The organism is Pseudomonas sp. NFX98 (assembly GCF_047784845.1).
Taxonomy (GTDB): Bacteria; Pseudomonadota; Gammaproteobacteria; order Pseudomonadales; family Pseudomonadaceae; genus Aquipseudomonas.
This window is the reverse complement of record NZ_JBLNNF010000004.1, coordinates 168,781-188,961: the sequence shown is the minus strand read 5'-3', so window position 1 is coordinate 188,961 and position 20,181 is coordinate 168,781. Positions and strand designations below refer to the sequence as shown.

The window sequence follows — 20,181 nt, the reverse complement described above, 5'->3', positions numbered from 1 at the left end:
TCATTTGGCGAATCGCTTCGCTGCGGCGACGCAGAGGATCACCGCGAGCGTGACGCCAAGCATGCCAATGCTGACGTGTTCGTGCAGCAAGGTCGCCGCCAGTGCCAAACCAAAAAACGGTTGCAGCAATTGCAATTGGCCGACGGCGGCAATCCCGCCTTGGGCGAGCCCGCGATACCAGAACACGAAACCGATCAGCATGCTGAACAGCGACACGTACGCCAGGCTGAACCACGCTGGCGTGCTGATCCCGCTGAACGACGCCGGCATGCGCCACCACGTCAACGCCGCCATCACCGGCAATGCCAGCACCAGCGCCCAGGAAATCACCTGCCAACCGCCGAGCGTGCGCGACAACTTCGCGCCTTCGGCATAACCCAGGCCACAGGCCAGGATCGCCAACAGCATCAGGATGTCGCCCTGCGGTGAGGCGGTCAGGCCTTGGGAGGCGGCGAACCCGACCACCAGCAGACTGCCCAGCACCGAGAAAATCCAGAACACCGGCCGTGGGCGCTCGCCGCCGCGCAGTACACCGAACACCGCCGTCGCGAGTGGCAGCAGGCCGACGAAGACGATGGAGTGCGCCGATGTCACGTACTGCAACGCCAGCGCGGTCAACAGGGGAAAACCGACCACCACACCCAGAGCCACGATGATCAACGGCACAATTTGACTGCGCGCAGGACGTTTTTCCTTGAACAACAGCAGCAGGCACAGCGCCAGAATCGCCGCGATGGTGGCGCGGGCCACGGTCAGGAATACCGGGTCGAATTCGAGCACCGCCAGCCGGGTCGCCGGCAGCGAGCCGCTGAAGATCACCACACCGATCAGGCCGTTGATCCAGCCGCTGGTATTGCTGTCCAGCACTTGGTTTTGCAGGTTCGAAGTCCGTTCCATTTCGCTCACGCTCACTTATTGATTGCACGAAAGCCATCGTATGGCTGAGTATCAATACAATCAAAAAATTGTCATGGATACATCTCGATATGCCCCGTTCCCGCTACAAGACCCTGGTTGACGCCTTTGCCGCCGACATACGCTCGGGGCAACTGCCGCCCGGTACGCGCCTGCCGACGCATCGGCAACTAGCCACCGAGCACGGTCTGGCGCTGGTTACCGCAAGCCGGGTGTATGCCGAGCTTGAGAGCATGGGCCTGGTCAGCGGCGAAACCGGGCGCGGGACGTTTGTCAGGGAAACTTCGCTGCCACCGGGGCAGGGTATTTCGCAATCGGTGATGGCAGCGGGCATGATCGATCTCAATTTCAACTACCCGTCATTGCCCGGTCAGGCCGACCTGTTGCGTAACGCGCTGCGTCAACTCGCGTTGTCCGGCGATCTGGAAGCCCTCCTGCGCTACCAGCCCCACGCCGGGCGTCTGCACGAGCGCGCTTCGGTCGCGCGGCATTTGGGCGAGCGGGGTTTGAGTGTGCCGGCTGAACAGGTGTTGATCGTCAGTGGCGCCCAGCATGGCTTGGCGGTGGTGATGATGACGCTGCTCAAGCCCGGCGACGTGATCGCCGCTGACGCGTTGACCTATCCGGGATTCAAGACGCTGGCCGAGACTCTGCACCTTGAAGTGTTGCCCATTCCCGTGACGGACAACGGGCCTGATTTGGCAGCACTGGAGAAACTCTGTCGCAGCCGTCCGGTGCGCGCCGTTTACGCGATGCCGACTTTGCACAATCCGCTGGGCTGGGTGATGGATGTCGAGCAGCGCGAACGGTTGGTGGCGATTGCGCGCCAGCATGACCTGGCGATCATCGAGGACGCGGCCTACGCGTTTCTCGCCGAAAACGTACCGCCACCGCTGGCTGAAATGGCGCCGGAGCGAACCGTGTACGTCAGCGGTTTATCGAAGAACATCGCCACCGGTTTGCGCGTCGGCTTTATCGCCGCGCCGGTGCAAAGGATTGCCGGGTTTGAACGCACGATCATGGCGACCACCTGGAACACGCCGGGCGTGATGACGGCGATTGCCACGGCCTGGCTCGACGACGGCACCGTGCTCAAACTGGAAGCGCAAAAACGCGCGGACGCTCAGGCGCGGCAAGCGCTGGCGCGCGAAGTATTGACGGGCCTCAGGACCATCAGCCATCCGTCGTCGTATTTCATCTGGCTGCCGTTGGCCGAAGACGCCCGTGCCGACCAGATCGCTATGGCGTTGATGCGTGAGCAAGTGTCAGTGTCGCCCGCCGAACCCTTTGCCATCACCACCCATGTACCGCACGCGATCCGACTGGCGCTGGGCTCGGTGGACATGGACTCGTTGCGCCAGGCGTTGGTGAAGGTGAAGAGGGTGGTTGGCTATTACTCGTAGCGGACGCGCTCAGGGCAGTTTTCTTCAATACGTGCACCACCGGGCTCTTTACCGTGGGGCCTGGTTCAATTGACTAAGAGTAGGTGTGCGATGAGTTTGATCATGTCCATGGCCGCGTTTGCGCTGGCCGCTTCAATCACGCCGGGGCCGGTGAACATCGTGGCATTGAGTTCGGGAGCGCGTTTCGGCTTCAAGGCCAGTCAGCGGCATGTGGCCGGGGCGACCCTGGGGTTTGTGTTGCTGTTGGTGCTGATGGGGCTCGGCTTGCATGAGTTGTTGCAGATTTGGCCGGCGATGACCCAGGTGGTGCAATGGGCCGGTGTGGCGTTCCTGTTGTACATGGCGTTCAAACTGGCGGCCGACAACGGGCAACTGGAGGCGAAGGACTCGGGCCGCGCGCCGTCGATGCTCTATGGCGCGGTCATGCAATGGCTGAATCCGAAGGCCTGGCTGGCTTGCGTGGCCGGTATGGGCGCGTTTGTCGCCGATGGCGAGGCGCGTTTGGTCTGGCAATTCGCGGCGGTGTATCTGGTGATTTGCTACGTCTCGGTCGGGTGCTGGGCCTATGCCGGGACGTTTTTGCGCGGCTATTTGAACAACCCGGCGGGCATGCGCTGGTTCAACCGGGTCATGGCGTTGTTGCTGGCGGTGAGTGCGGTGTATCTGTTGTTGCCTTAATCAACCGCGATACTGTCCCGGCGTCGCCGCCAGATGCTGTTTGAACGCCCGTTGAAAATGCGCCTGATCGGCAAATCCTGCTTCGAGTGCAACATCGGCGATCAGCTTGCCGTTGCGCAATTGATCCCGGGCGAACTGGATGCGCCGGTTGACCAGGAAGGCGTGGGGCGTCATACCGTAATGCTGCTTGAACGCACGGATCAGGTACGACGGCGACAACTGCGCCGCCTCGCAAATGTCTTCGAGCTTGAGCATCTGCGTGCAGTGTTCGCGGATGAAATCGGCGGCGCGTTCCAGTTTGAAATTCGGCTCGCGCAACGGCTGATCGATCGGGTTCAGCCGTAGCTGCACTTCGCTGAAAAACTCCACTGCCGCGCTGTGTTTGCGCAGCACATCCTGCTGCGGATCGACCAGCACTTCATACAAACCCTCCAGCCCCGCGAACAGGTCAACATCAGCGGTATGGGTGATCGCAAATCGGCGAAACGCCAGGTCATCGCTGAAGCCAAGTTGATGCTGCAAATCAGTGAGCCACGCGGTATCGACGTACAGCATCAGGTACGACCAGGGCTGGTCGTCGATCGGATTGCAGGCATGCACATCACCGGGATTCATCAGCACCACGGTGCCGGCGCTGACCTCGAACTGTGATTGCTCGTGGACATAAGTGCTGCGCCCGGCGGTGATCGCACCGATGGAAAAGTGCTCGTGGGAGTGCCGGGTGTAGCAGACCTCGCGCCCATCGGCGATGGCGCGCGCCTCGATGAAGGGCAGGGCGTCATCGCGCCAGAAACGCGGGGCCTTATCGGTGTCCCTGGGCTTGGAGAGCTTCATGGTCAGTCCTTGGCAGATCAGCGTCGAAGTGTATTAGCTCTCGCCATTAAAGGCTCGTTGTAGCTCGGCGATATTCAGTTTTTTCATTTGCATCATCGCCGCCATGGCGCGCTGGGATTTGGTTGTGTCGGGGTCTTTGAGCATCTCCATCATCGCCACCGGCACGATCTGCCACGACACGCCGTATTTATCCTTGAGCCAGCCGCATTGCTGCGCCTCAACCGGCCCGCCAGCGGACAACCGTCCCCAGAAGTGGTCAACTTCTTCCTGGGTCTGGCAGTTGACCTGGAACGAGATCGCTTCGTTGAACTTGAAATTCGGACCACCGTTGAGGCCGGTGAACGTCTGCCCGTCGAGTTCGAAGCTGACCGTCAGTACCGAACCCTCCGCGTGACCGTGAACCTCTTGGCCAGCCTTGCCGTAATGCGTGATGGCGGTGATTTTTGCGTGATCGAAGATCGCACAATAGAAATTCGCAGCCTCTTCGGCCTGACCATCGAACCACAGGCAGGGCGTGAGTTTTTGAGCGTGGAGCATGGCGGGTCTCCTTGGCAGGTTTTTGCATGCTGGACTATCAGCGTAGCCAGCCTCGGCTTGTCTGGTTGTGCCGTAGATCGCCAAGTGTGTTGGGAGATGTGTAAAAAAGAGTCAAATTGACTTCCGCTTTTGTCAATGCGACTAGTTTTTCTTGGAGTCGATATGACTCATGTTTTATCAAGTGATTAATTTATAAGGATTAAAAAACTGGCACGGGACTTGATACACCTTACGTACAACTGAACTGCGACAGGAGTACGGAAAATGTTCCATTTCTTCAGCAATCCTCAGAATGTTCTGCAACTCTCAAGCCGTGTACTCGGCGTCGGCCTGGCGATGCTGCTGGCCGGGATCTACGGCGCTTACCTTTACGAAGGTCACCTGTCGATCATCGCGCTGGTGTCGTTGCACGCCATGACCATCGTCGGTCCGACCTTGCTGAAAATCGGCTATGTGATGCGCCTGTTGTCCCAGCACCGGTTGAGCAAGCCTCTGAAAGTGGCGCTGGCCTGATGCGCAAACTGGCCGCCGCCCCCGTCTTCAGTCTCGGCTTTCGTCCGTTCTTCCTGGCGGGAGCCGCGTTCGCCGCACTGGCGGTAGCGATCTGGGCGCTGTGGCTGTACGGCCGATTACCCGGCGCGCAACCAGTAGGCGGCATGCTTGCGTGGCACCGGCATGAAATGCCGTTCGGGTTCGCCGCAGCGATCATCGCCGGGTTCCTGCTGACGGCGGTGCCGAACTGGACGGGTCGACCGGGGCTCAAGGGCTGGCCGTTGATCGGGCTGGTGCTGGTTTGGCTGCTGGCACGGATCGTCTGGTTGTTGCCGGTTTCTACTGCGGTGTTGCTGTTGCTGCAAGTACCTTTCCTGCCGCTGTTGGCCGGGGTGCTGGGCCGCGATCTGGTGGCTGCACGCAAGCGCGACAATTATCCGATTCTGTTGATGGTCACGTTGCTGGCCGGGTGTCAGGCCATGACGCTGTGGGGGATCTGGCTCGACGACGCCGGCCTGCAACGGCGTGGTGCGTTGGCCGCGCTGTGGTTGGTGGCTGCGCTGATGAGTGTGATTGGCGGGCGGGTGATTCCGTTCTTTATCCAGCGTGGTTTGAATCGTCCGGCTTCACCGATTGCCAATCCATGGCCGACGCGGGTCCTGATGGTGGGTGGTTTTTTTGTTGCGCTGACATTTGCCCTTGGCTCGCACGACGTGCCCAGGCTTTGGCTGGCGGCGGTGTTTTTGTTGATGGGTGTTTTGCACGTATTTCGTCTGTGGCGCTGGCATGACCGCGGCATGTGGGGGGTGCCATTGCTGTGGTCGCTGTATCTGTCTTATGTGTGGCTGGTGGTGGCGGTTTTTGCCATGGCGTTGTGGCACCTGGGCGTGATGCCACAACAGAGTCTGGCGACGCATTCGCTGGCGGTGGGTGGTGTGGGTGGGTTGATTCTGGCGATGATTGCGCGGGTTAGTCTGGGGCATACCGGGCGCGCTTTGGTGCCTTCGAAAGCGATTGTTGCGGGGTTTGTTCTGGTGTTGTTTGCGGGGGTTTTGCGGGTGGTGTTAGTGCCGTTTTCGGGGTTGGGAGTTGCTATGTCGGCGTTGTTTTGGTGTGTGGCATTTGGATTGTTTTTGTTGCGCTATACCGGGATTTTGCTTGGGCCAAGAGATTAGTCAGTTGAAACGCGATACCTGTGGGAGCCAGCCTGCTGGCGATGACGACCTGACAGCCGACCAGAATTTTGCGGATGCGCCAGACCAAAAGATCGCAGCCTCGTTGCACTCGACAGCTCCTACAGAGAAGCGTGGATGCATCAAGAGTCAGCCCGGCCGGTAGGCCGCCTCGCGCCGCCATAAGGGCGGAACCATAACTCGCCGTTACAAAAACAACGGATATATACACCTTCAAAACAACCACCGCCGGCGGCTTAAGTGACCGGTGGTCGATACACCCCAGCCACCCGATCAATTTGCGCTTAGCTGTAGGGATAACCCGAGGCGCGCGTAGGTTCCAGATCACCACAGCGACGCCCCCTTCAGAACACCGTGAGTCTGAGGACCTTCGCAATGTTGACCCTGAACATCAATGGTCAGGACCAGGAGCTGGATGTCCCTGCGGACATGCCGTTGCTCTGGGTCTTGCGCGATGTCGCGCACTTGACCGGGACCAAATTCGGCTGTGGCATGGCCCAATGCGGCGCCTGCACCGTGCACGTCGATGGCGCTCCACTGCGCTCTTGCATCACCCCCGCCACGGCCGTGGCCCATGGGCAAAAAATCCTCACCATCGAAGGCCTTTCAACCGACGGCTCGCACCCGGTGCAACAAGCCTGGGCTGAGCTCGACGTGGTGCAGTGCGGTTACTGCCAGTCCGGGCAGATCATGTCGGCAGCTGCCTTGTTGGCGAAGATTCCGCAACCGACCGACAGCGACATCGATCAGGCGCTGTCGGGCAACATCTGCCGTTGCGGCACTTATCCAAGAATCCGCGCCGCGGTCAAACGCGCCGCCGAATTGGGTTGAGGTGTCCATGAACAGTCTCAACCCGTTATCGCGTCGCGGTTTCCTCAAGGGTTCTGCCGTGTTGGGCGGTGGGCTGGTGGTGGCGTTTGTCATTCCCGGTGCCCATCGTTTTGCCGGGGCGGCCGAGAATCAGGGCAACGTGTTCGCCCCCAACGCCTTCCTGCGCATCGGCAATGACAACAGCGTCACGGTATTGCTCGGCCATTCGGAAATGGGCCAGGGCATCTGGACCGGCCTGACCATGCTGATCGCTGAAGAGCTGGACGCCGACTGGTCGAAAATAAAGGTCGAACATTCGCCAGCCTCAGCCGCCGATTACGGTCTGGCCGGTTTTGGCGGGATGCAGATTACCGGCGGCTCGACCTCGACCTGGATGGAGTTCGATCGCTATCGCCAGGCGGGTGCGGCAGCGCGATTGATGTTGATCGAGGCGGCGGCCAAGCGCTTCAACGTGGCGCCTTCGCAGATTCGCACCGATTCGGGTGTGGTATTCGCCGGTGACCAGCGCGCCACTTTCGGCGAACTGGCCGATGACGCCGGCAAGCTGCCCGTGCCGGACCCGGCGACGATCAAACTCAAAGACGCCAAGGATTGGACCATCATTGGCAGGCCCACCAAACGTCTGGACACACCTGAGAAAATCACTGGTCGGGCGAAGTTCGGCATGGATGTGCAGTTCGACGGCCTGATGACCGCGATGGTCGCGCGCTCGCCAGTGTTCGGCGGTAGCGTCAAATCCTTCGAAGGCGCGGAAGCGTTGGCGGTGCCCGGCGTGCACAAAGTGGTGCAGGTGCCGACCGGCGTGGCGGTGATCGCCGATCACTATTGGGCGGCGAAGCTGGGGCGCGATGCACTGCACGTCGAGTGGGACCTGGGGCCGAACACCGGGCTTGATAGTCAGACACTGCTGGAGGACTTTCGCAAACTCGCCGCCACTCCCGGTCTGCCGGCCAGCAAGGCAGGGGATACTCAGGCTGCGCTGGCAAAAGCGACAAAGAAAATTGACGTCGAATACAGCGTGCCGTACTTGGCCCACGCGCCGATGGAACCGCTCAACTGCACCGTGAACATCACCAAGGATAAATGCGAAATCTGGACCGGCACCCAGTTCCAGACTCTGGACCAGATGATCGCCGGGAAAATCACCGGACTCAAACCCGAACAGGTCGAGATCCACACCGAGTTTCTTGGCGGCGGTTTCGGTCGGCGGGCCAATCCGACGTCGGACTTTGTCGCCGAAGCGGTATACGTCGCCAAAGCGGCCGGTGGACCGGTGAAAACCGTTTGGGCGCGGGAGGACGATATCCGTGGCGGCTACTACCGCTCGGCCTTCCTGCATCAGGCGCAGGTCGGTTTGGGAGCCGATGGCATGCCGGTGGCGTGGAAGCATGTGATGGTCGGCCAGTCGATCATGGCCGGCACCATGCTCGAAGCGGCCATGGTCAAGGATGGCATCGACAAGACCTCGGTCGAAGGTGTGGCGGACAGTCCCTACCTTGAGGGGATGGCCAATCATCAGGTTGAACTGCACTCACCGAAAACCGGCATCAGCGTGCTGTGGTTGCGTTCGGTGGGGCACAGTCATACGGCGTTCGTCATGGAATCGTTGATCGATGAACTGGCCAGCGCGGCGGGCAAAGACCCTGTGGAGTACCGGCGAACACTGCTCAAGGAGCATCCGCGTCATCTTGGTGTGTTGAACCTGGCGGTGGAAAAAGCCAATTGGAAAGCGCCGCTGCCGGACGGCCATGCCTTGGGCGTGGCGGTGCATGAGTCGTTTGGTAGTTACGTGGCGCAGGTCGCCGAGGTGTCCCAGGACAACCTGGCGATCCGCGTACATCGCGTGGTATGCGCAGTCGATTGCGGGATCGCGGTGAATCCGCAGAGCATCGCGGCGCAAATGGAATCGTGCATTGCGTTCGGCCTGGGCTTTACCTTGCACAGTCACCTGACGTTCAAGGGCGGCCAAGTGGTGCAATCCAACTACCACGACTATCAAGTGTTGCGGCTCTACGAGATGCCGGTGGTTGAAGTGCACATCGTGCCCAGCAGCGATAAACCCGGAGGCATCGGCGAGGCCGGCGTGCCGCCCACGGCGCCGGCGGTGGCCAATGCGGTGTTCGCCCTGACCGGTCAACGCCTGCGTGAGCTGCCGTTGCAGCTGTCGGGGGTGTGAGATGAAACGACATCATTGGTTGCTCGGTTCGGTGCTGCTGCTTTGCCTGTTCATCTACGCAACGGAGCTGTTTGCCGATGACAAGTCGGCGCTGAAAGCCTTCGACACCGTGCGTCAGGTCTTCCAGAGCCCGCGTTGCCAGAACTGCCACATTCCCGGCGATTCGCCATTGCAGTTCGATGCCGGAACGCCCCATGCGATGAACGTCGTGCGCGGCATGGATGGCAAAGGCGCGGCCGGTTTGCCCTGCGCCAGTTGCCACGCCAAAGCCAATCCACCAGCCAGTTACGGACCCAAGGCGCCGCCAGGTGCGCCACATTGGAGCCTGCCGCCGGCGGCGCACAAAATGGCCTGGATCGGTCTGCCTCCGGACAAGCTGTGCAGCATGATCAAGGACCGCAAGGCCAACGGTGACCGGGATTTTGCCGCGCTGATCAAACATGTCAGCGAAGACAAACTGGTGCTGTGGGGCTGGAATCCGGGCGGTAATCGCGCGCCAGTGCCGGTGCCGCATGACATTTTCGTCACGCAATTCAAGCTCTGGGCGAATGCCGGTGGGCCGTGTCCGGTGGTGGGTAGCTGACCAACGGCCCGTAAACAGGGAGTCAAACCCGGTATCGAGGGCTCTAAAGAACATACCCACACTGGAGTTTGTGATGCTGATTTCAGGCAAGCCGCACAAAAAAGGCGTCGGCGCAGACCCTTTGCGCACGCCGTTACAGGAACGCGACCTGCTGCGCGACCTGGCCCGCAAGGCTGAAAAAGAGCTGACGGGCGTGCAGATGGCAAGCATGGATGAGCTGACGCTGTTACCCAATCGCCACGGCTTCATTGCGTTGGCGCAAATGGGGCTGGAGGCCTGCGCACAACTTGAGCGGCCGGCGACGCTGCTGTTTTTCAACCTCGATGAGTTCAAACGCATCAACTACCTGTTTGGCCGCGCCGAGGGCGACGATGCCCTGAAAACCTTCGCCGACGTGCTGCGCATTGGTTTCAGGGAAAGCGATGTGATCGGCCGGCTGGAAGGCGCGACCTTTGTAGCGTTGTTGACCGGCTCCGGCAGTATGGATCTCACGGCGATCAAGGCACGGCTTGAAGAGATACTCGATGAACGCAATGCCACGGTGCATCGCGGGTTTGATATTCGTTTCAGCATTGGGCAGATCGAGTTTGATCCGACGCTGCATGGTTCGGTGGAAGAACTGTTGGCTGAGGCTGAAAGGGTGATGGGCCGGTAGCCGTGTGATGCTGCACTGGTCTCATCGCGGGCAAGCCCGCTCCCACAGTGATTTCTGTCGATCACATAGTTTGTGTACACCAAAGGACCTGTGTGCGGGCTTGCCCGCGATGAGGCCCTATCAGGCACTCACTTGGCAAACAACTGCCCAATATCCTTGAACGCCTTGAACTCCAGCGCATTCCCGCAAGGATCGAACAAAAACATCGTCGCCTGTTCGCCCACCAATCCCTGAAAACGAATTCCCGGCTCAATCACGAAGCGCGTCCCCAGCGACTGCAAGCGCTCGGCCAGCGCTTCCCATTCCGTCATCCCCAACACCACACCAAAGTGCGGCACCGGCACATCATGGCCGTCGACGGCGTTGGTGTGCGCGGCTTCTTGTGAGGCGTTTTTCGGCGCCAGGTGAATCACCAGTTGATGACCGAAAAAGTTGAAATCGACCCAATGATCGCTGGAGCGACCTTCTTCCAGGCCAAACACCGAGCCATAAAAGTGCCGCGCGGCGGCCAGGTCGTAGACAGGAATGGCCAAGTGAAAAGGAGAGAGTTGCATCAGGCGAGCCTCGATCATGGGAAGTTGAGTCGAGTTTAGCTCTGTGCATTTTGATTGAAAGGCGATAGTTTTTGCGCCGAGCTCAAATTATTTCGATCAATCGAGGTGTGGCCATGCTGCGCGAGTTGAAGACCTTTATCGCCGTAGCACGCTACGGCACGTTTGCGGCAGCGGGCATGCACATCGGTTTGACGCAGTCGGCGGTCAGCGCGCAGATCCGCAATCTGGAACAGGCACTCGGCATTCGTCTATTCGATCGCACCGGGCGCCAGGCGCTGCTCAATGCGGCGGGTCAACGTGCGTTGCCGATGGCCAAAGAAATGCTCGAGACCTTCAGCCGCATGGCGGTCAGCGATGACGTCAGCGAGTACCGTGGCGAACTGAAGATCGGCGCAGTCGCAACCGTGCAAACCGGGCTGCTGCCCCAAGCGCTGCTGCGATTGCGCCAGCAAGCACCATTGCTGGAACCGAAACTGGTGCCCGGCGTGTCGCTGAATCTGTTGAGCCAGGTGGACACCGGCGAAGTGGACCTGGCGATCATGATCAAACCGCCATTCGAATTGCCCAAGGAATTGTCGGCACAGGTGATCCGTCGCGAACCCTTCGTGCTGATCGTGCCGGCCGATCTTGAAGGCGACGAGCCGTTGCAGTTACTCGCCGCACATCCCCACGTGCGCTACGACCGCAATTCGTTCGGCGGGCGGCTGGTTACACGGTTTCTGCGTGAGCAACAGATTGATGTGCACGTTGCCCTGGAACTGGATGAGCTTGAAGCGATTGTGAAAATGGTTGAGTGCGGTTTGGGTGTTTCGCTGCTGCCCGAGGCCGGGTTGTGGCTTGAACATGGGGCAAAGGTGAGGGTAATCCGTTTAGGCGAATTGACCTTTTATCGGGAGATCGTCTTGTTGCAGCGCTACAGCCAGCGACAACAGCCGATTCAGCAGTTGTTTGCAAGTTGCCTGACGCCGTGAAATCCCAGGCACAAAAAAACCCGCCAAAACAGGCGGGTTTTTTATTGGCTAACCGAAGATCACTCTTCGATGTTGCCCATGGCCGTGGTGTTGAAACCACCGTCCACGTACATGATTTCGCCGCTGATGCCGGAAGCCAGGTCCGAGCACAGGAAGGCGCCGGCGTTGCCGACTTCGTCGATGGTGACGTTGCGACGCAGCGGGGTTTGCGCTTCGTTGGCGGCCAGCATCTTGCGGAAGTTCTTGATGCCGGAAGCAGCGAGGGTGCGGATCGGGCCGGCCGATACGCAGTTTACGCGGGTGCCGTCCGGGCCCAGGGAGCCGGCCAGGTAACGGACGCCGGCTTCCAGGGAAGCCTTGGCCATACCCATTACGTTGTAGTTCGGCATGGTGCGCTCGGCGCCCAGGTACGACAGGGTCAGCAGGCTGCCGTTGCGGCCTTTCATCATTTCGCGGCCGGCTTTGGCCAGGGCCACGAAGCTGTAGGCGCTGATGTCGTGAGCGATGCGGAAACCTTCACGGGTGGTGGCTTCGGTGAAGTCGCCGTCCAGTTGGTCGCCCGGTGCGAAGCCGACGGAGTGAACGATGCAGTCCAGGCCGTCCCACTTCTTGCTCAGTTCTTCGAAGACCTTGGCGATTTCTGCATCGCTGGCCACGTCGCACGGGAAGCACAGCTCAGGGCTCGAACCCCAGCCTTGTGCGAACTCTTCGACACGACCCTTGAGTTTGTCGTTCTGATAAGTGAAGGCAAGCTCAGCGCCCTCGCGATGCATGGCGGCAGCGATGCCGGATGCGATGGACAGCTTGCTGGCGACACCGACGATCAGTACGCGCTTACCGGCGAGAAAACCCATGTGTTGCTCCTCTTTTCAGGTTATTGCGCAGTGGCTGGTGCCAAAAAAGCGGCTTCCAGCAACTGCTGTGTATACGGATGTTGGGGGGCGGCAAAAATGCTTTGCGCGTCTCCCTGTTCGACCACTTGGCCATGCTTGACCACCATCAGCTGGTGGCTCAGCGCTTTCACCACAGCCAGATCATGGCTGATAAACAGATACGTCAGGTTGTACTTGCTTTGCAGTGAACGCAAAAGCTCCACCACTTGGCGTTGCACGGTGCGGTCGAGGGCCGAAGTCGGCTCGTCCAGCAGAATCAACGCCGGTTTTAGCACTAATGCCCGGGCAATGGCGATTCTCTGCCGTTGCCCGCCGGAAAATTCGTGGGGGTAGCGGTTCCGGGTTTCCGGATCCAGACCTACCTCCTTGAGTGCCGCAATGATCGCTTGTTCCTGTTCCGCCTCGGTGCCGATCTTGTGGATCCGCAGGCCTTCGCCAACGATCTGGCTCACGCACATCCGTGGGCTCAGGCTGCCAAACGGGTCCTGAAACACCACCTGCATCTCTCGACGCAGCGGCCTGACCTGTTGTTGCGTCAGGCAGTCTAGCTGTTTGCCTTCAAAACGGATCGCGCCTTTGCTGCCGATCAACCGCAAGATCGCCAGCCCCAGCGTCGACTTGCCGGATCCGCTTTCACCCACAATCCCCAACGTCTGGCCCTGGGGCAGGCTGAAATTGATGCCGTCCACCGCTTTGACGTAATCCACCGTGCGCTTGAGCAGGCCTTTCTTGATCGGGAACCAGACCTTCAGGTCCTCGACTGCCAGCAGTGGCGGGCCGATTTCATTGGTCGCCGGCGTCCCGCTGGGCTCCGCTGCCAGCAGGATCCGAGTGTACGGATGTTGCGGCGCGCGGAACAACTCTTCGCACGATGCCTGTTCGACGATGCAACCGCGCTGCATGACACATACGCGATGCGCAATTCTTTTCACCAGGTTCAAATCGTGACTGATCAGTAGCAGCGCCATGCCCAGGCGGGCCTGCAATTCCTTGAGCAATTCGAGGATTTTCAGCTGAACGGTCACGTCCAGTGCGGTGGTCGGTTCGTCGGCGATCAGCAGCTCCGGCTCGTTGGCCAGGGCCATGGCGATCATCACGCGTTGACGCTGACCGCCGGACAATTCGTGGGGCAGGGCCTTGAGGCGCTTCTCCGGCTCGGGGATGCCGACCATCTCCAGCAGCTCCAACGTACGCTTGGTCGCGACTTTGCCAACCAGGCCTTTGTGGATGCCCAGCACCTCGTTGATCTGCTTCTCGATTGAGTGAAGCGGGTTGAGCGAGGTCATCGGCTCCTGGAAGATCATCGCAATCCGGTTACCGCGGATGTGGCGGATGGTTTTTTCTTTCAGGTTCAGCAGGTTTTGTCCGGCATACTCAATGGTGCCGGACGGATGACGGGCGAGCGGGTAGGGCAGCAAACGCAGGATCGAGTGCGCGGTCACCGATTTGCCGGAACCGCTTTCGCCCACCAGCGCCAGGGTTTCACCGCGCTTGATGTCGAAACTGACGCCTTCGACTACGCGCTGACTGTGATCACCGACGACAAATTCGACGGCGAGGTCGCGCACTTCGATCAGATTGTCCTGATTCATTTCACTTCCTCGGGTCGAAGGCATCGCGAGCGGACTCGCCGATGAACACCAGCAAACTCAACATCAATGCCAACACCGCAAACGCGCTCATGCCGAGCCACGGCGCCTGCAGGTTGGATTTGCCCTGGGCCACCAGTTCACCCAGCGACGGGCTGCCGGCCGGCAAGCCGAAGCCGAGGAAATCCAGGGCGGTCAGCGTACCGATGGCGCCGGTCAGGATGAACGGCATGAAGGTCATGGTCGAGACCATGGCGTTGGGCAGGATGTGGCGGAACATGATCGCGCCATTCTGCATGCCCAGTGCCCGGGCGGCACGTACGTATTCGAGGTTACGCCCGCGCAGGAACTCGGCGCGCACTACGTCCACCAGGCTCATCCAGGAAAACAGCAGCATGATCCCCAGCAGCCACCAGAAATTCGGCTGAACGAAACTGGCGAGGATGATCAGCAGGTACAGCACCGGCAATCCGGACCAGATCTCCAGAAAACGCTGCCCGGCCAGATCGACCCAACCGCCATAGAAGCCCTGCAACGCACCGGCAATCACGCCGATGATCGAGCTGAGCACGGTCAGCGTCAGGGCAAACAGCACCGAAACGCGGAAACCGTAGATCACCCGGGCCAGCACGTCGCGGCCCTGGTCATCGGTGCCCAGCAGGTTGTCCGCCGAGGGCGGCGCGGGGGCCGGGACTTTCAGGTCGTAGTTGATGCTCTGGTAGCTGAACGGAATCGGCGCCCACAACACCCAGGCGTCCTTGGCCTTGAGCAGTTCGCGGATGTACGGACTCTTGTAGTTGGCTTCCAGTGGGAACTCGCCGCCGAAGGTGGTTTCCGGGTAACGCTTGAGCGCCGGGAAGTACCAGCCGTTGTCGTAGTGCACCACCAGCGGCTTGTCGTTGGCGATCAGCTCGGCTCCGAGGCTGGCGCCGAACAGGATCAAAAACAGCCACAGCGACCACCAGCCGCGCTTGTTGGCCTTGAACAGTTCGAAGCGGCGGCGATTGAGAGGGGACAGGTTCATCTCAATGCTCCCGGCTTTCGAAGTCGATGCGCGGATCGACAAAGGTGTAGGTGAGGTCGCCGATCAGTTTCACCACCAGCCCTAGCAGGGTGAAGATGAACAGCGTGCCGAACACCACCGGGTAATCACGGTTGATCGCGGCTTCGAAGCTCATCAGGCCGAGACCGTCGAGGGAAAAGATCACTTCCACCAGCAGCGAACCGGTGAAGAAAATCCCGATGAACGCCGACGGGAAGCCGGCGATCACCAGCAGCATGGCGTTGCGGAATACGTGGCCGTAGAGCACGCGGTGATTGGTCAGGCCCTTGGCCTTGGCGGTAACCACGTACTGCTTGTTGATCTCGTCGAGGAAGCTGTTTTTGGTCAGCAGGGTCATGGTCGCGAAGTTGCCGATCACCAACGCGGTCACCGGCAATGCCAGGTGCCAGAAGTAGTCGAGGATCTTGCCGCCCATGCTCAATTCATCGAAGTTGTTCGAGGTCAGCCCGCGCAACGGAAACCAGTCCAGATAACTGCCGCCGGCGAATACCACGATCAGCAGGATTGCGAACAGGAACGCCGGGATCGCATAGCCGACGATGATCGCCGAACTGGTCCAGACGTCGAAGTGGCTGCCGTGTCGCGTGGCCTTGGCGATCCCCAGCGGGATCGACACCAGGTACATGATCAGCGTGCTCCACAACCCGAGCGAGATCGACACCGGCATCTTTTCCTTGATCAGGTCGATGACCTTGGCATCGCGGAAGAAGCTGTCGCCGAAATCCAGCGAAGCATAGTTCTTGACCATGATCCACAAACGTTCCGGCGCCGATTTGTCGAAGCCGTACATGTGCTCGATTTCCTTGATCAGCGCCGGGTCCAGGCCTTGGGCGCCGCGATAGGCGGAACCGGCCACCGACACTTCGGCACCGCCGCCGGCAATGCGGCTGGTGGCGCCTTCGAAGCCTTCGAGCTTGGCGATCATCTGCTCCACCGGCCCGCCGGGGGCGGCCTGGATGATCACGAAATTGATCAGCAATATGCCGAACAAGGTCGGAATGATCAGCAGCAGTCGCCGAAAAATATACGCCAGCATCTGATTACTCCGTGCCCGCAGGGTCGGCTTGCAATTTGGTTTCGATCTCTATCGCCGGTTTCGCATCGGGCTTGACCCACCACGTGGCCGTGCCGATGTCATATTTAGGCGAGACCTTCGGATGGCCGATGTGGTTCCAGTACGCCACGCGCCAGGTCTTGATGTGCCAGTTGGGGATCACGTAATAACCCCATTGCAGCACGCGGTCCAGTGCACAGGCGTGGGCTACCAGGCTTTTGCGCGAATCGGCGTTGATCAGTTGCTCGACCAGTTGGTCCACCACCGGGTCTTTCAGGCCCATGGAATTACGGCTGCCGGGTTTGTCGGCGGCCGCAGTCATCCAGAATTCACGCTGTTCGTTGCCCGGCGAGTTGGACTGCGGGAAGCTGCCGACGATCATGTCGAAGTCCCGCGAGCGCACGCGATTGACGTATTGCGAGACGTCGACGCGGCGGATCACCAGTTCGATGCCCAGGTCGCTCAGGTTGCGCTTGAACGGCAGCAGCACCCGCTCGAACTCGGTCTGGGCCAGCAGGAATTCGATGCTCACCGGTTTGCCGGTGGCGTCGACCATCTTGTCGTCGACGATGCGCCAGCCGGCTTCTTGCAGCAACTGATAGGCCTTGCGTTGCTGGGTGCGGATCATGCCGCTGCCGTCGGTGACCGGGTTCTGGAACGCCTCGGTGAACACTTGCTCGGGGATCTTGCCGCGGAACGGGTCAAGAATCGCCAGTTGATCGGCGTCCGGCAGGCCGGTGGCGGCCATTTCCGAGTTCTCGAAATAACTGCGGGTACGCGCGTAGGCGCCGTTGAACAATTGTTTGTTGGTCCATTCGAAGTCCAGCAACAGGGTCAGTGCCTGGCGCACGCGCACGTCCTGGAACACTGGGCGGCGCAAGTTGAAGACGAAGCCTTGCATGCCGGTAGGGTTGCCGTTGGGGATTTGCTCCTTGATCAGCCGGCCCTCGGTGACCGCCGGAATGTTGTAGGCGTTGGCCCAGTTCTTCGCGGTCATCTCCAGCCAGTAATCGAACTGCCCGGCCTTGAGGCCTTCGAGCGCCACGGTGTTGTCGCGGTAATAGTCGGTGGTCATCACATCGAAGTTGTAGAACCCGCGATTGATCGGCAGGTCCTTGCCCCAATAGTCCTTCACCCGTTCATAGCGCACCGAACGCCCGGCCTTCACTTCGGCGACCTTGTACGGTCCGCTGCCCAGTGGCATCTCAAGGTTGCCCTTGTTGAAATCACGGGTCGCCCACCAGTGTTTGGGCAGCACCGGCAACTGGCCGAGGATCAACGGCAACTCCCGGTTGTTTTTATGCTTGAACCTGAACAGCACGGTCAGCGGATCTTCGGCAACCACATCTTCGACGTCGTTGTAGTAACCGCGGTACATCGGCGCACCGTCCTTGATCAGCGTCTGGAAGCTGAACACCACGTCTTCGGCGCGCACCGGATGGCCGTCATGGAAACGCGCTTCGGGCCGCAGATAGAAACGCACCCAGTCGTTGTCCGGGGCTTTTTCGATCTTGCCGGCGATCAGGCCATATTCGGTGAAGGGTTCGTCCAGGCTCTGCCTGGCCAGGGTGTCGTAGATCAGGTCGATATCGTTGGCTGACACGCCTTTGCTGATGAACGGGTTGAGGCTGTCGAAACCGCCGAAACCGGCCTGCCGGAAGATGCCACCCTTGGGCGCGTCCGGGTTGACGTAATCGAAGTGCTTGAAGTTGGCCGGGTACTTCGGCGGTTCGTTGTACAGGGTCAACGCATGTTGCGGGGCGGCACTGACCAGCCCGGCGAACAATAGGGCGCTGGCCTGCAAGAGCAGGGCGCTGATGGGTTTCATCGATCTTTCTCCGAAGATTTCAACCACCACGCGCTCAGGCCCAGGGTATAGGGCGGCGTAGTGACGAAGGCGAACCGGTTGCGGTACGCCAGGCGGTGATAATTGAGATACCAATTGGGAATGATGTAGTGCTGCCACAGCAGCACCCGGTCGAGGGCCTTGCCGGCGGCGACTTGCTCATCGCGGGTCTTGGCTGCGAGCAGTTGTTCGAGCAGATGATCGACCACCGGATTGGCAATGCCCGCGTAGTTCTTGCTGCCCTTGACCCCGACCTGACTGGAGTGAAAGTACTGCCACTGTTCCAGACCGGGGCTAAGCGTCTGGTTAAGGGTCATCAGGATCATGTCGAAGTCGAACTGGTCGAGACGCTGTTTGTACTGGGCGCGATCGACGGTGCGCAACCGGGCGTCGATGCCGATGCTGGCGAGGTTCTCGACGTAAGGCTGAAGGATGCGTTCCAGGTTCGGATTGACCAGCAAGATCTCCAGGCGCAACGGTTGCCCGGCCGCGTTCTGCAAGCGCTGGCCGTTGAGCTTCCAGCCCGCCTCGGCGAGCAGGCTCAAGGCCTTGCGCATGGTTTCCCGAGGAATGCCCTGGCCCTGGGTTTGCGGCAGGCTGAACGGTTCGGTGAGCAATCGGGCGGGAAGCTGTTCGCGGTACGGCTTGAGCAGTAGCCATTCATGGCCGACCGGCAGGCCGGTGGCGGAGAACTCGCTGTTGGGGTAGTAACTCATGGCGCGTTTGTAGGCGCCGCTGAACAGCGTGCGGTTGGTCCACTCGAAGTCGAACATCAACCCCAGTGCTTCGCGAACCCGGGCCTCGGCAAACGTCGCGCGGCGGCTGTTCATGAACAGGCCTTGCGTCTGAGTCGGGATCTGGTGCGGGATCTGCGCCTTGATCACCTCGCCACGGCGTATCGCCGGGAAGCCATAACCGTTGGCCCAGTTCTTTGCCTGATGCTCGATGTAGATGTCGAACTCACCGGCCTTGAACGCTTCGAACGCGACGTCGCTGTCACGATAGAACTCGACTTCCATGCGGTCGAAATTGTACTTGCCACGGTTGACCGAGAGATCCTTGCCCCAGTAATCCTTGACCCGCTCGAAGACGATCTGCCGGCCCGGTGTCACCGAGGTAATGCGATACGGCCCGCTGCCCAGCGGCGGTTCGAAGGTGGTCGCCTTGAAGTCGCGACCTTTCCAGTAGTGCTGCGGCAGCACCGGCAACTCGCCCAGACGCAGGATCAGCAAAGGATTGCCGGCGCGCTTGAACACGAACCGAATACGCTGCGGGTTGAGAATGTCGACCCGCAATACTTCCTGAAGATTGGTGCGGTACTGCGGATGGCCTTCCTTGAGCAGCAAACGGTAGGAGAACGCCACGTCGTACGCGGTGATCGGCGTGCCATCGTGGAAGCGCGCTTCGGGGCGCAGGTTGAACACCACCCAGCTGCGATCCTCGCTGTACTCCACCGATTGGGCGATCAGGCCATAACTGGAGGTGGGCTCGTCGCCCGACGGTGCGTACTGGCCGGTGCCGACCATCAACGGTTCGTTGAGCTCGTTGATGCCGTATTGCAGGAAGTTCGGCGTGGCAACCGGGCTGGTGCCCTTGAAAGTGTACGGGTTGAGTGTGTCGAACGTGCCAAACGCCATCACCCGCAACGTACCGCCCTTGGGCGCTTGCGGGTTGACCCAGTCGAAGTGGGTAAATCTGGCCGGATACTTGAGCGTGCCGAACTGCGCATAACCATGGCTTTCGCTGATCGTCGCGCTTGCGTTGGAACTCAAGGCCAGGCTGATCAGGAGCAGGAGCAGGGGACGCTTCAAATAAGAAATCCGATCCGGGCGGCTTGGGCTTGGTGGCCCGTACAGTAACAGCTTGTATGGACAGGAAAAAGACGGCCTTCGAAAGCACTGTTTGGACATAAAA

19 protein-coding genes are annotated in these 20,181 nt (G+C 60.2%); 9 read left to right on the top strand and 10 right to left on the bottom strand.

From position 1 onward, the window contains the following. The gene (locus tag ACM110_RS06915; RefSeq protein WP_416127161.1) at positions 1-897 is read right to left on the bottom strand and encodes a DMT family transporter; all 897 of its coding nucleotides are present in this window, start codon (positions 895-897) and stop codon (positions 1-3) included. Between the two features lie 89 nt (positions 898-986). Between ACM110_RS06915 and ACM110_RS06910 the strand changes: the two genes are divergently transcribed. Both ACM110_RS06910 and ACM110_RS06905 read left to right on the top strand, forming a co-directional pair. Beyond that, complete coding sequence (locus tag ACM110_RS06910) at positions 987-2,318, top strand: PLP-dependent aminotransferase family protein (protein ID WP_416127160.1); 1,332 nt, start codon at positions 987-989, stop codon at positions 2,316-2,318. A 90-nt stretch (positions 2,319-2,408) separates the two neighbouring features. Beyond that, complete coding sequence (locus ACM110_RS06905; RefSeq protein ID WP_338580461.1) at positions 2,409-2,996, top strand: LysE family translocator; 588 nt, start codon at positions 2,409-2,411, stop codon at positions 2,994-2,996. On the opposite strand, the gene ACM110_RS06900 is transcribed toward ACM110_RS06905, so the two are convergent. Both ACM110_RS06900 and ACM110_RS06895 read right to left on the bottom strand, forming a co-directional pair. Next, entirely contained in the window at positions 2,997-3,830 is an 834-nt protein-coding gene (locus ACM110_RS06900; protein WP_416127159.1) for an AraC family transcriptional regulator, read from the bottom strand. It lies immediately after the preceding gene. 33 nt (positions 3,831-3,863) lie between these two features. Further along, complete coding sequence (locus ACM110_RS06895) at positions 3,864-4,367, bottom strand: VOC family protein (protein WP_338580464.1); 504 nt, start codon at positions 4,365-4,367, stop codon at positions 3,864-3,866. A 264-nt stretch (positions 4,368-4,631) separates the two neighbouring features. Between ACM110_RS06895 and ACM110_RS06890 the strand changes: the two genes are divergently transcribed. The 6 genes from ACM110_RS06890 to ACM110_RS06865 all read left to right on the top strand — a co-directional run bounded on the left by ACM110_RS06890 (position 4,632) and on the right by ACM110_RS06865 (position 10,297). Then, on the top strand, positions 4,632-4,880 hold the full coding sequence (locus ACM110_RS06890; RefSeq protein WP_338580465.1) for a transmembrane sensor/regulator PpyR: 249 nt from the start codon (positions 4,632-4,634) through the stop codon (positions 4,878-4,880). Beyond that, positions 4,880-6,034, top strand: coding sequence for an NnrS family protein (locus ACM110_RS06885; RefSeq protein WP_416127158.1), 1,155 nt, complete (start codon positions 4,880-4,882; stop codon positions 6,032-6,034). The genes ACM110_RS06890 and ACM110_RS06885 overlap by 1 nt, the downstream gene beginning before the upstream one ends. Before the next feature lie 393 nt (positions 6,035-6,427). Further along, positions 6,428-6,883 carry a (2Fe-2S)-binding protein gene (locus tag ACM110_RS06880; RefSeq protein WP_160389805.1) on the top strand — a complete coding sequence of 152 codons (456 nt, stop codon included), beginning with the start codon at positions 6,428-6,430 and terminating at the stop codon, positions 6,881-6,883. 7 nt (positions 6,884-6,890) lie between these two features. Beyond that, positions 6,891-9,059, top strand: a complete 2,169-nt coding sequence (locus ACM110_RS06875) for a molybdopterin cofactor-binding domain-containing protein (protein WP_416127157.1) — start codon at positions 6,891-6,893, stop codon at positions 9,057-9,059. A gap of 1 nt (position 9,060) precedes the next feature. Continuing rightward, positions 9,061-9,642 (top strand): hypothetical protein, encoded by a 582-nt coding sequence (locus ACM110_RS06870; RefSeq protein ID WP_416127156.1) that lies wholly within the window; start codon positions 9,061-9,063, stop codon positions 9,640-9,642. A 73-nt stretch (positions 9,643-9,715) separates the two neighbouring features. Next, entirely contained in the window at positions 9,716-10,297 is a 582-nt protein-coding gene (locus ACM110_RS06865; RefSeq protein ID WP_416127155.1) for a GGDEF domain-containing protein, read from the top strand. 128 nt (positions 10,298-10,425) lie between these two features. Here ACM110_RS06865 and ACM110_RS06860 read toward each other — a convergent pair whose 3' ends face one another. Further along, positions 10,426-10,851, bottom strand: a complete 426-nt coding sequence (locus ACM110_RS06860) for a VOC family protein (RefSeq protein ID WP_416127154.1) — start codon at positions 10,849-10,851, stop codon at positions 10,426-10,428. Between the two features lie 113 nt (positions 10,852-10,964). Between ACM110_RS06860 and ACM110_RS06855 the strand changes: the two genes are divergently transcribed. Beyond that, positions 10,965-11,822 (top strand): LysR family transcriptional regulator, encoded by an 858-nt coding sequence (locus tag ACM110_RS06855; RefSeq protein ID WP_416127153.1) that lies wholly within the window; start codon positions 10,965-10,967, stop codon positions 11,820-11,822. A gap of 59 nt (positions 11,823-11,881) precedes the next feature. On the opposite strand, the gene fabI is transcribed toward ACM110_RS06855, so the two are convergent. From fabI to ACM110_RS06825, 6 genes are read right to left on the bottom strand one after another with little or no spacing between them, the layout of a single operon-like run. Further along, positions 11,882-12,676, bottom strand: a complete 795-nt coding sequence (fabI, locus tag ACM110_RS06850) for an enoyl-ACP reductase FabI (RefSeq protein ID WP_034146538.1) — start codon at positions 12,674-12,676, stop codon at positions 11,882-11,884. A gap of 20 nt (positions 12,677-12,696) precedes the next feature. Next, positions 12,697-14,307, bottom strand: a complete 1,611-nt coding sequence (locus tag ACM110_RS06845) for an ABC transporter ATP-binding protein (protein WP_338580474.1) — start codon at positions 14,305-14,307, stop codon at positions 12,697-12,699. A gap of 1 nt (position 14,308) precedes the next feature. Then, a complete protein-coding gene (locus ACM110_RS06840; RefSeq protein ID WP_416127152.1) occupies positions 14,309-15,328 on the bottom strand; it encodes an ABC transporter permease in 1,020 nt (339 codons plus the stop codon). Position 15,329: 1 nt separating this feature from the next. After that, positions 15,330-16,403 (bottom strand): microcin C ABC transporter permease YejB, encoded by a 1,074-nt coding sequence (locus tag ACM110_RS06835; protein ID WP_034146535.1) that lies wholly within the window; start codon positions 16,401-16,403, stop codon positions 15,330-15,332. A gap of 4 nt (positions 16,404-16,407) precedes the next feature. Next, a complete protein-coding gene (locus ACM110_RS06830) occupies positions 16,408-18,249 on the bottom strand; it encodes an extracellular solute-binding protein (RefSeq protein ID WP_416127151.1) in 1,842 nt (613 codons plus the stop codon). Next, the gene (locus ACM110_RS06825) at positions 18,246-20,066 is read right to left on the bottom strand and encodes an extracellular solute-binding protein (RefSeq protein WP_416127293.1); all 1,821 of its coding nucleotides are present in this window, start codon (positions 20,064-20,066) and stop codon (positions 18,246-18,248) included. The genes ACM110_RS06830 and ACM110_RS06825 overlap by 4 nt, the downstream gene beginning before the upstream one ends. Between the last annotated feature and the right edge of the window lie 115 nt (positions 20,067-20,181).

Excerpts from the sequence above, each read along its gene's own strand:
- ACM110_RS06915 (WP_416127161.1), bottom strand. The coding sequence starts at position 897 with ATGGAACGGACTTCGAACCTGCAAAACCAAGTGCTGGACAGCAATACC.
- ACM110_RS06910 (WP_416127160.1), top strand. The coding sequence starts at position 987 with ATGCCCCGTTCCCGCTACAAGACCCTGGTTGACGCCTTTGCCGCCGAC.
- ACM110_RS06905 (WP_338580461.1), top strand. The coding sequence starts at position 2,409 with ATGAGTTTGATCATGTCCATGGCCGCGTTTGCGCTGGCCGCTTCAATC.
- ACM110_RS06900 (WP_416127159.1), bottom strand. The coding sequence starts at position 3,830 with ATGAAGCTCTCCAAGCCCAGGGACACCGATAAGGCCCCGCGTTTCTGG.
- ACM110_RS06895 (WP_338580464.1), bottom strand. The coding sequence starts at position 4,367 with ATGCTCCACGCTCAAAAACTCACGCCCTGCCTGTGGTTCGATGGTCAG.
- ACM110_RS06890 (WP_338580465.1), top strand. The coding sequence starts at position 4,632 with ATGTTCCATTTCTTCAGCAATCCTCAGAATGTTCTGCAACTCTCAAGC.
- ACM110_RS06885 (WP_416127158.1), top strand. The coding sequence starts at position 4,880 with ATGCGCAAACTGGCCGCCGCCCCCGTCTTCAGTCTCGGCTTTCGTCCG.
- ACM110_RS06880 (WP_160389805.1), top strand. The coding sequence starts at position 6,428 with ATGTTGACCCTGAACATCAATGGTCAGGACCAGGAGCTGGATGTCCCT.
- ACM110_RS06875 (WP_416127157.1), top strand. The coding sequence starts at position 6,891 with ATGAACAGTCTCAACCCGTTATCGCGTCGCGGTTTCCTCAAGGGTTCT.
- ACM110_RS06870 (WP_416127156.1), top strand. The coding sequence starts at position 9,061 with ATGAAACGACATCATTGGTTGCTCGGTTCGGTGCTGCTGCTTTGCCTG.
- ACM110_RS06865 (WP_416127155.1), top strand. The coding sequence starts at position 9,716 with ATGCTGATTTCAGGCAAGCCGCACAAAAAAGGCGTCGGCGCAGACCCT.
- ACM110_RS06860 (WP_416127154.1), bottom strand. The coding sequence starts at position 10,851 with ATGCAACTCTCTCCTTTTCACTTGGCCATTCCTGTCTACGACCTGGCC.
- ACM110_RS06855 (WP_416127153.1), top strand. The coding sequence starts at position 10,965 with ATGCTGCGCGAGTTGAAGACCTTTATCGCCGTAGCACGCTACGGCACG.
- fabI (WP_034146538.1), bottom strand. The coding sequence starts at position 12,676 with ATGGGTTTTCTCGCCGGTAAGCGCGTACTGATCGTCGGTGTCGCCAGC.
- ACM110_RS06845 (WP_338580474.1), bottom strand. The coding sequence starts at position 14,307 with ATGAATCAGGACAATCTGATCGAAGTGCGCGACCTCGCCGTCGAATTT.
- ACM110_RS06840 (WP_416127152.1), bottom strand. The coding sequence starts at position 15,328 with ATGAACCTGTCCCCTCTCAATCGCCGCCGCTTCGAACTGTTCAAGGCC.
- ACM110_RS06835 (WP_034146535.1), bottom strand. The coding sequence starts at position 16,403 with ATGCTGGCGTATATTTTTCGGCGACTGCTGCTGATCATTCCGACCTTG.
- ACM110_RS06830 (WP_416127151.1), bottom strand. The coding sequence starts at position 18,249 with ATGAAACCCATCAGCGCCCTGCTCTTGCAGGCCAGCGCCCTATTGTTC.